7 protein-coding genes and 1 pseudogene are annotated in these 7193 nt (G+C 38.0%); 6 read left to right on the top strand and 2 right to left on the bottom strand.

All coding sequences use genetic code 11. The features are described from left to right. Positions 1-53: 53 nt before the first annotated feature. Positions 54-1502 carry a S8 family peptidase gene (locus tag ACM0OR_RS27320; RefSeq protein ID WP_414579544.1) on the bottom strand — a complete coding sequence of 483 codons (1449 nt, stop codon included), beginning with the start codon at positions 1500-1502 and terminating at the stop codon, positions 54-56. Between the two features lie 674 nt (positions 1503-2176). Between ACM0OR_RS27320 and ACM0OR_RS27315 the strand changes: the two genes are divergently transcribed. From ACM0OR_RS27315 to ACM0OR_RS27300, 4 genes and pseudogenes are all read left to right on the top strand, one after another. Then, a complete protein-coding gene (locus tag ACM0OR_RS27315) occupies positions 2177-2707 on the top strand; it encodes a type IV pilin-like G/H family protein (RefSeq protein WP_414579543.1) in 531 nt (176 codons plus the stop codon). Positions 2708-2837: 130 nt separating this feature from the next. Then, entirely contained in the window at positions 2838-5057 is a 2220-nt protein-coding gene (locus tag ACM0OR_RS27310) for an O-linked N-acetylglucosamine transferase, SPINDLY family protein (protein ID WP_414579542.1), read from the top strand. Between the two features lie 138 nt (positions 5058-5195). After that, a pseudogene (locus ACM0OR_RS27305) lies at positions 5196-5396 on the top strand (element excision factor XisH family protein); the annotation flags it as partial. Then, positions 5384-5719, top strand: coding sequence for a XisI protein (locus tag ACM0OR_RS27300; protein WP_414579540.1), 336 nt, complete (start codon positions 5384-5386; stop codon positions 5717-5719). The pseudogene ACM0OR_RS27305 and the gene ACM0OR_RS27300, both read left to right, overlap by 13 nt. On the opposite strand, the gene ACM0OR_RS27295 is transcribed toward ACM0OR_RS27300, so the two are convergent. Continuing rightward, the gene (locus ACM0OR_RS27295; protein ID WP_414579538.1) at positions 5716-6294 is read right to left on the bottom strand and encodes a Uma2 family endonuclease; all 579 of its coding nucleotides are present in this window, start codon (positions 6292-6294) and stop codon (positions 5716-5718) included. The two genes, ACM0OR_RS27300 and ACM0OR_RS27295, sit on opposite strands and share 4 nt — an antisense overlap. Before the next feature lie 76 nt (positions 6295-6370). On the opposite strand from ACM0OR_RS27295, the gene ACM0OR_RS27290 reads away from it, so the two are divergent. Continuing rightward, positions 6371-6655, top strand: a complete 285-nt coding sequence (locus ACM0OR_RS27290; RefSeq protein WP_414579537.1) for a hypothetical protein — start codon at positions 6371-6373, stop codon at positions 6653-6655. Next, a complete protein-coding gene (locus ACM0OR_RS27285; RefSeq protein WP_414579536.1) occupies positions 6655-7077 on the top strand; it encodes a type II toxin-antitoxin system VapC family toxin in 423 nt (140 codons plus the stop codon). The genes ACM0OR_RS27290 and ACM0OR_RS27285 overlap by 1 nt, the downstream gene beginning before the upstream one ends. The last annotated feature ends 116 nt before the right edge of the window (positions 7078-7193 follow it).

The raw sequence follows: 7193 nt of genomic DNA, 5'->3' as shown, positions 1-7193 counted from the left end.
TCACCTGTCACCTGTCACCTGTCACCTGTCACCTGTCACCTGTCCCCTGTCCCCTACCCTAACAGTTTTCGTAAGTTATCAAATTGTCTGGTCATTTCTGTAATTAATTGAACGAAATCAATACCGTTATTAATATCGGTTGGGCTGTTAGCCAAACTATTCATTGGTGTGTCTAGATAATACTCGAATGTAAAATCAGTTTTAGGACTCTGAGACGTTTGATTATTGGTCATTCCAGCAGTGGTATTTGAGCTATCAGTGACAGTGTTAATGTCTGGTAAAGATTTGATGCTAAAACTAGAAGCTTGAGGTAATGAGCTAGTGGTGGAGAAATCCCTAAAGAACTCATCGAGAAAAGGACTAAAGTCAAAATTAGAGTCTGATGTTGGTGTATTATTGCTAGTGTTATTATTACCTGCTGTGCTAGTAATAATTTCTCGGACTTGGCTTTCTGAGAGAGTCGGGTTAGCACTGAGCATGAGGGCGACTACCCCGGCAACATAAGGTGATGCCATTGATGTGCCACTATAACTCGCGTAATCATTGCCTGGAACAGTCGAATAAATACTCTGTCCTGGAGCAGTGACATAGGCAAGTTGATTGCTACCAGCGCGGTTAGAGAAGTCTGTTAGATTACCCTCTTTATTGACAGCCCCGACAGCAATTCCTGACTTGTCGGCATAGCGGGCGGGGTAGCCTGGAACAGAACCGCCTTCATTACCGGAGGCCATGACGACAATTACGCCTTTACTGCTGGCGTATTCAATGGCTGATTTGAGACTCTGGCTAGAAAAATCACCACCTAGACTGAGATTAATGATATTTGCACCATTATCTACAGCGTAGTAGATGCCATTAGCGATCGCACTATAAGAACCAGTTCCAGAACTATTCAAAACTTTCACAGGCATAATTTTGGCATTGTAAGCAACACCAGTTACGCCATAGCCATTGTTCTCACCTGCGATAATGCCAGAAACATGAGTACCGTGTCCGTTATCGTCTAAGGTGTTGTTGTTTTTGCCATTAAAGTTCCAGCCATGAACATCATCTATATAGCCGTTGCCATCATCATCTATGCCATTACCAGGAATTTCTTTAGTATTAGTCCAAATATTATTTTTTAAATCGTTGTGATTGTAGTCCACACCAGTATCTATGACTGCAACTACAACGCCATTACCTGTATATCCATTTTCCCACACCGCAGGGGCTTTGATCATATCTAGTCCCCAATTATTACCCCCAAGCTTAGGCACATCATTATAGGGATTCTGTCCAGCAGCTTGCGATACTGATTTTGAGGCATCGATTAAACCATAGCCATTATTAGAATTATATTGACTAGTAGCAGTAGCATCTGTTTCTGGGGTAGAGCTACTACGACCATTCAGTTGAGAGCTATAGTAATTTTGAGTATTAAAAGTATCAGATGAGGAGAAATAAGTAACATTTTGCCCGTCAAAAGAATTTGATTTGCGACTGATATCATAATTGGGCATAGGTAGTTTCTCCTCAAATAACATAACTGTTTTTTGGCAGCATTAATTGTTAAAACCTGGAATGTCAGATTTTAATGAATAAATTTGCCCTCCTAGCCCATAATTACTATGAAACCAATAAGTAAAATGACGTTGGTTTTACAAAATTCTATTCAACAATTTTTAATGATTTATTGAGTATTTGTTTCAAATGGTGAAAAAGATAATTATTTATCAGGACTTACGCAAAAACTCTCTCAAACCCTTATTTCTCTGTGTTCTCTGCGTCTCTGTGGTTTGTTATTCCGTAATTTGTGCGTAAGTCCTATTTATGTGCGATCGTTGATAATTGCTGATCAATAGCGATGTCTCAGACGGGTTAAGACTACACCCTCAGCACATCATCATTCCACCTCAAAACAAGAACTGAGGCAAAACCCTATCAGACTTATTACCTGGCTGGAAGCAGTATCAGAATTATGTCCATATGAGTTTAATTAAGACATTAAGTAGAAAACAGGAGATAAACTCTATTTTTTCAGGAGCAAGAGTATTCTTATTAGCAAATATACGTAAATATAGCTTGAGAAAGAAAGTTTTTTGACTGGAGTGATAGATCGCAGATCGCAACAGGGTAAGTTCGTTTTAGAACAGAGCGATCGCCCTCTACTTACCCCAAACTTCAGGAGAAACCCATGCTCAAGCCAGAATTGCAAGCTAAATTCCTCAACCACCTCAGCAACCGTAAGAAGAAAGAAGACGAAGGTTTTACCTTAATTGAATTGCTAGTTGTAGTAATTATTATCGGTGTACTTGCTGCGATCGCGCTACCTTCACTACTCGGTCAGGTAAACAAAGCAAAACAGTCAGAAGCGAGAAACTACGTAGGTACAGTTAACCGTTCTCAACAAGCTTACTACCTAGAATACCAAAAGTTTGCTACAGGCTTATCTGAATTACAAGTAGGTATCAAGACTCAATCTGAGAATTACCAATACAACATTACTGGTGATGGCAGTGGTAACGCTCAATTTAAAGGACTAGCTATTAAGCCTGCGTTGAAATCTTACTATGGATTAGTAGGTACAACTGTAGGTGATAGTGCTACCTCTGAAGCATTAACTTTGGCAATAGCTTGTGAGTCAGCAGGACCTTCTACAGTCGTGGATAACGTCGGTGCATTTAGTACAGGATGTGACGCCTCCTACGTTTCTTTGTCTAGATAAGAAAGTGTAAAGAATTCACTGCTCATTATTTCATTAATTCCACATATTTTGTTCTGTTGGGTAGTGTTTTAAACATTACCCAATTTCTGTAATTTTCTCGCTGTAGTTTAAGGACTTTTTGATAATTGCTATGCCTTCATTAACTGCTCCAATTCAGCACAGTCAGCACGCAGAAAAGTATTTTCTTACAGGTAATTATATCCAAGCTGCAAGTATCTACGAAGAAGCAATTGCCATAGAACCTGATGTTAAATCTCACTATTGGTATTTAGGATTAATATTACTGTTGCAAGGGCAAGAGGTAGAAGCCCAGACAACTTGGTTTATGGCTATCATGGAAGTCGATACCGAACAAGTCGAAACCTGTCATGCAGAATTAATTAAGATTTTGCAAACAGAGGCTGAACGCCGAGAAGAATCAAAAGAATATTTAGTAGCTGAAAAGATTTGCAATAACATCAAGGAAATTTTTCCTCAAGATATTCATAATCTCTTAAATTTGATTAAATTGGCTATCAAGTTAGAAACCTATAGTGGGCAAAATTTAGAAGAACTAGGACTAACTAAAATTCTCCAATCTCAACCTGAAGCAAATGTCAATTTAGAACTATTAATGGATGTTCTAGACTTGATTTTAGATTACGCACCTTTACACCCATCAACTCTAGATTTTTTAGAGGCTTGTTTACCATGTTGCCAAAATAATCATCAAATTTTATTGATGGTCATACTACCAGCAGCCTTAGAAATAGCTTACTCAAAAAGGCTACCAAAAATAGCTGTAAGATTGTGCGAAATATATTTAAAATTAAGTCCTAATAATACAGAAGTTATAGGACAATTAGCGGCATTTTATCAGAATGCTGGGCAATTTGATCAAGGTATAGAAACTGCTAAATTATATTATTCATTGGTAGAAAATTTACCAGATAAAGTTTTCGCAAATCGCCAACTTTTGCGGGGATTAATGACCGCAGGTGGTCATTGGGAAGAATCTTGTTTAGTACATCAAAAACAAGAAGAGTTAGTAGAGTCACTAATTAAAGCCCAACCGAAAGAACTAGATTCAGTTAGAATAGCCAGATTATTTAATGCCAATTTTTTTACTCCATATATTGAAGATAATCCAAAGAAAAACAAACATATCCAAAACCAATTATTACAGCTTTGTGAGGCAAATGTAGAAAATTATGCTAAAGAAAAAGTAGAGAAATATTTTCATGGTCATATAGAAAGGAAAAAACAAAATCTTATAGATAGAAAACTTAAGATAGGATACTTATCTTATTGTCTTAGAAGTCACTCTGTAGGTTGGTTAGCGCGATGGTTATTTCAGTATCATGACCGGGACAAATTTGAAATTTCTGCTTATTTTATTAATACTAATCCAGATTGTGATCCTCTACATGAATGGTATCTTAGTAAACTAGACAAAGCATATAAATCAAATTATACTTCAGAGATTGCTGAAGAAATATACCAAGATGAAATCGATATTTTGATAGATTTGGATAGTATTACTTTAGATATTAGCTGTGAAATCGTATCTTTAAAACCTGCACCAGTTCAAGTTACTTGGTTAGGTTTCGACGCTTCTGGTAGCCCATCAATAGATTATTTTATTGCTGATCCCTATGTATTACCAGAATCAGCCCAGGAATATTATAGTGAAAAAATTTGGCGTTTACCTCAAACCTACATAGGTATAGATGGTTTTGAGGTTAGTGTACCTACGATAACTCGTGAACAATTAGATATTCCTAATGATGGAATTGTGTATCTCTGCGCCCAAAGAGGCTTTAAGCGAAATCCAGATATTGCAAGACTGCAATTGAGAATTATTAAAGAAGTTCCCAATAGCTACTTTTTGATTAAAGGGATATCTGATGAAGAATCTATTAAAGTATTCTTTGATGAACTTGCAGAAGAAGAAGGAGTAGATACATCTAAACTGCGCTTTCTTCCAGGTGTTATTGCAGAATCAGTTCACAGAGCTAATTTAGGCATTGCTGATATTGTTTTAGATACCTATCCCTACAATGGTGCTACAACAACCCTAGAAACTCTGTGGATGTGTATCCCTATGGTGACGCGAGTAGGTGAGCAATTTGCCGCCCGTAACAGCTACACCATGATGATGAATGCTGGAATTACAGAAGGTATCGCTTGGACTGATGAAGAATATGTAGAGTGGGGTGTGCGTTTGGGTAAGGATGAAACTTTACGACAACAAATTGCTTGGAAGTTGAAACAGTCGAGAAAAACAGCACCACTATGGAACGGTAAGCAGTTTACCCGTGAAATGGAAAATGCTTACACCCAAATGTGGCAGAGGTATATTAGTTCGTAGTGAGGGCTTCAGCCCTCAAAATTAGACATGACTAAGGGCTGAAGCCCTTACTACAAACTTTTATAACCAAGTATCAACTTGATCATTGAAGATAGAGTTGATACTCTTTTTTGTAAGATATTATTTCATCATCAGTTGACAGCATTGGGACAGTTTATCAACTATAGAGGCGCACTGAGACGACGACAGCCAGAGCGTGTTTTATATTTAGCAGTACCTTTGACAACCTATAAAACATTTTTTCAACTTGATTTCCCTCAAGAAACGATTGAAGAGAATCAAATCAAAATGATTATTTATAATGCAGAAAAAGAGGTAATTGTCAAATGGAAAAAATAACCAATTATCGCCAGATTGTACAACAAATATTCCAGGAGTATAGTCAGCAAAAACCCGCTAGCGAGAATATAGAAGTTGAAAATATTTCTGATACAGAACGGGATCATTACCAAATAGTTCATGTTGGCTGGGAGGGACAGGATTGGGTACATAGTTGTATCATCCATATCGATATCAAGGGAGGTAAAATTTGGCTTCAGTGGAATGGTACAGAGGATGATATTGCAGCCAATTTAGTTAGGATGGGAGTACCTAAAGAAGATATTGTGTTAGGTTTTCAGTCTCCTTTTATGAGGAAATTTACAGAATATGCAGTTGGTTAACTCCAGATAATTTGCAAGTCTAAAGTAAAATCAATTAATATATCTTCTCCAGATAAGTTGGTAGGAGATTCTAATACTTCTTTTGGTTGCCCTTGACGATAAATTTCTACACGGCGTGTTTTTCTGTCTATCAACCAACCCAGTTTTACTCCCGCATTCATATATTCTTGCATTTTAGCTTGTGTTTCACTCAAGCTATCGGATGGAGACATCAACTCTAAAACAAAATCAGGCGAAATGGGAGGAAATTTTTCTCGTTGTTCTAATGAAAGTGCATTCCATCGGCTAATTTCTATCCAAGAAACATCAGGAGAACGGTTTGCACCATTGGGGAGTCGAAAACAAGTAGAAGAGTCAAAAACTTCACCTAGTTGTGTTTGCTCATTCCACAAAACAAATCTTGTTGTAAGTTTAGCGTTACTTTTTCCAGTTTCTCCCCCGGTAGGTGGCATAACTATCAATTCTCCGTTAGGATTGCGCTCAAACTTAATATCGGGATTATCTCGACATAGCTGATAAAATTGGTCTTCGCTGAGTCTAACTACGTTGTTCAAGTTAATAGTAATAGTAGCCACGGCGATATTTATAAGATATGGGTATAGTATTGAGATATAGAAGCCCTAGAATTGATCTTAGTTGATCAATACAGACATGGAAACAATGAAGTTGCGATCGCATATTGGAGACGATGGTATATTGCAAATCCATACTCCCACTGACTTTAAAGATACATCTGTTGAGGTAGTGCTAGTTGTACAGCCTTTACCAGATACTTCCATTCCAACACCAGAACAACAACAATATAACGCTTGGGGAAAACCAACGACGAAAACATCCATCAATAATGCAATTGCGAGAATGCAACAACTACGGCGAGATGTAGCGTTGGAAAAAGCTGCAATCCTCTCCATGATAGAAGAGGGGCGAAGATTTTAATGCAGTTTGTTTTGGATTGTTCTGTAGCAATTAGCTGGTGTTTGGTAGATGAAGATAACGATTACGCTAATGCGATACTGGTAATGATGCCGAATGCTGAAGCATTTGTACCAGGGATTTGGTCACTGGAAATTGTTAATGTCCTACTGGTAGCCGAACGGCGTAACCGGATGACTAAGGAACAATCTGAGGAAGCGATTACATTGTTACAGTCATTATTAATAAAAGTTGATTCGTCTGCCAATACAAATGTATTTGGTGCAATCTTAGACCTAGGGCGACAAGAAGGTTTAGCAGCTTATGACACAGCTTATTTAGAATTGGCATTGCGATTAGGATTACCCTTAGCAACACTTGATGCTCGATTAGCAGAGGCGGCTACAAGGTGTGGAGTGGAGCTAGTCGTTGTTGATGAGGTATGACAGCCCTAGCAGTAATTTTAATGTGAGTTCGATGACCTCTCCCCAACCCCTCTCCGATGCGGAGCTACGGTGTACACACAAGTCCAAGTAAAGTAATAACAGAAGGAGTTGAGGGA

The organism is Anabaena sp. CCY 9402-a (genome assembly GCF_963920945.1).
Classification (GTDB): domain Bacteria; phylum Cyanobacteriota; class Cyanobacteriia; order Cyanobacteriales; family Nostocaceae; genus Trichormus; species Trichormus minutissimus.
Note: the sequence above shows the minus strand (reverse complement) of the source record. Positions and strands in the feature narration are given on the sequence as shown.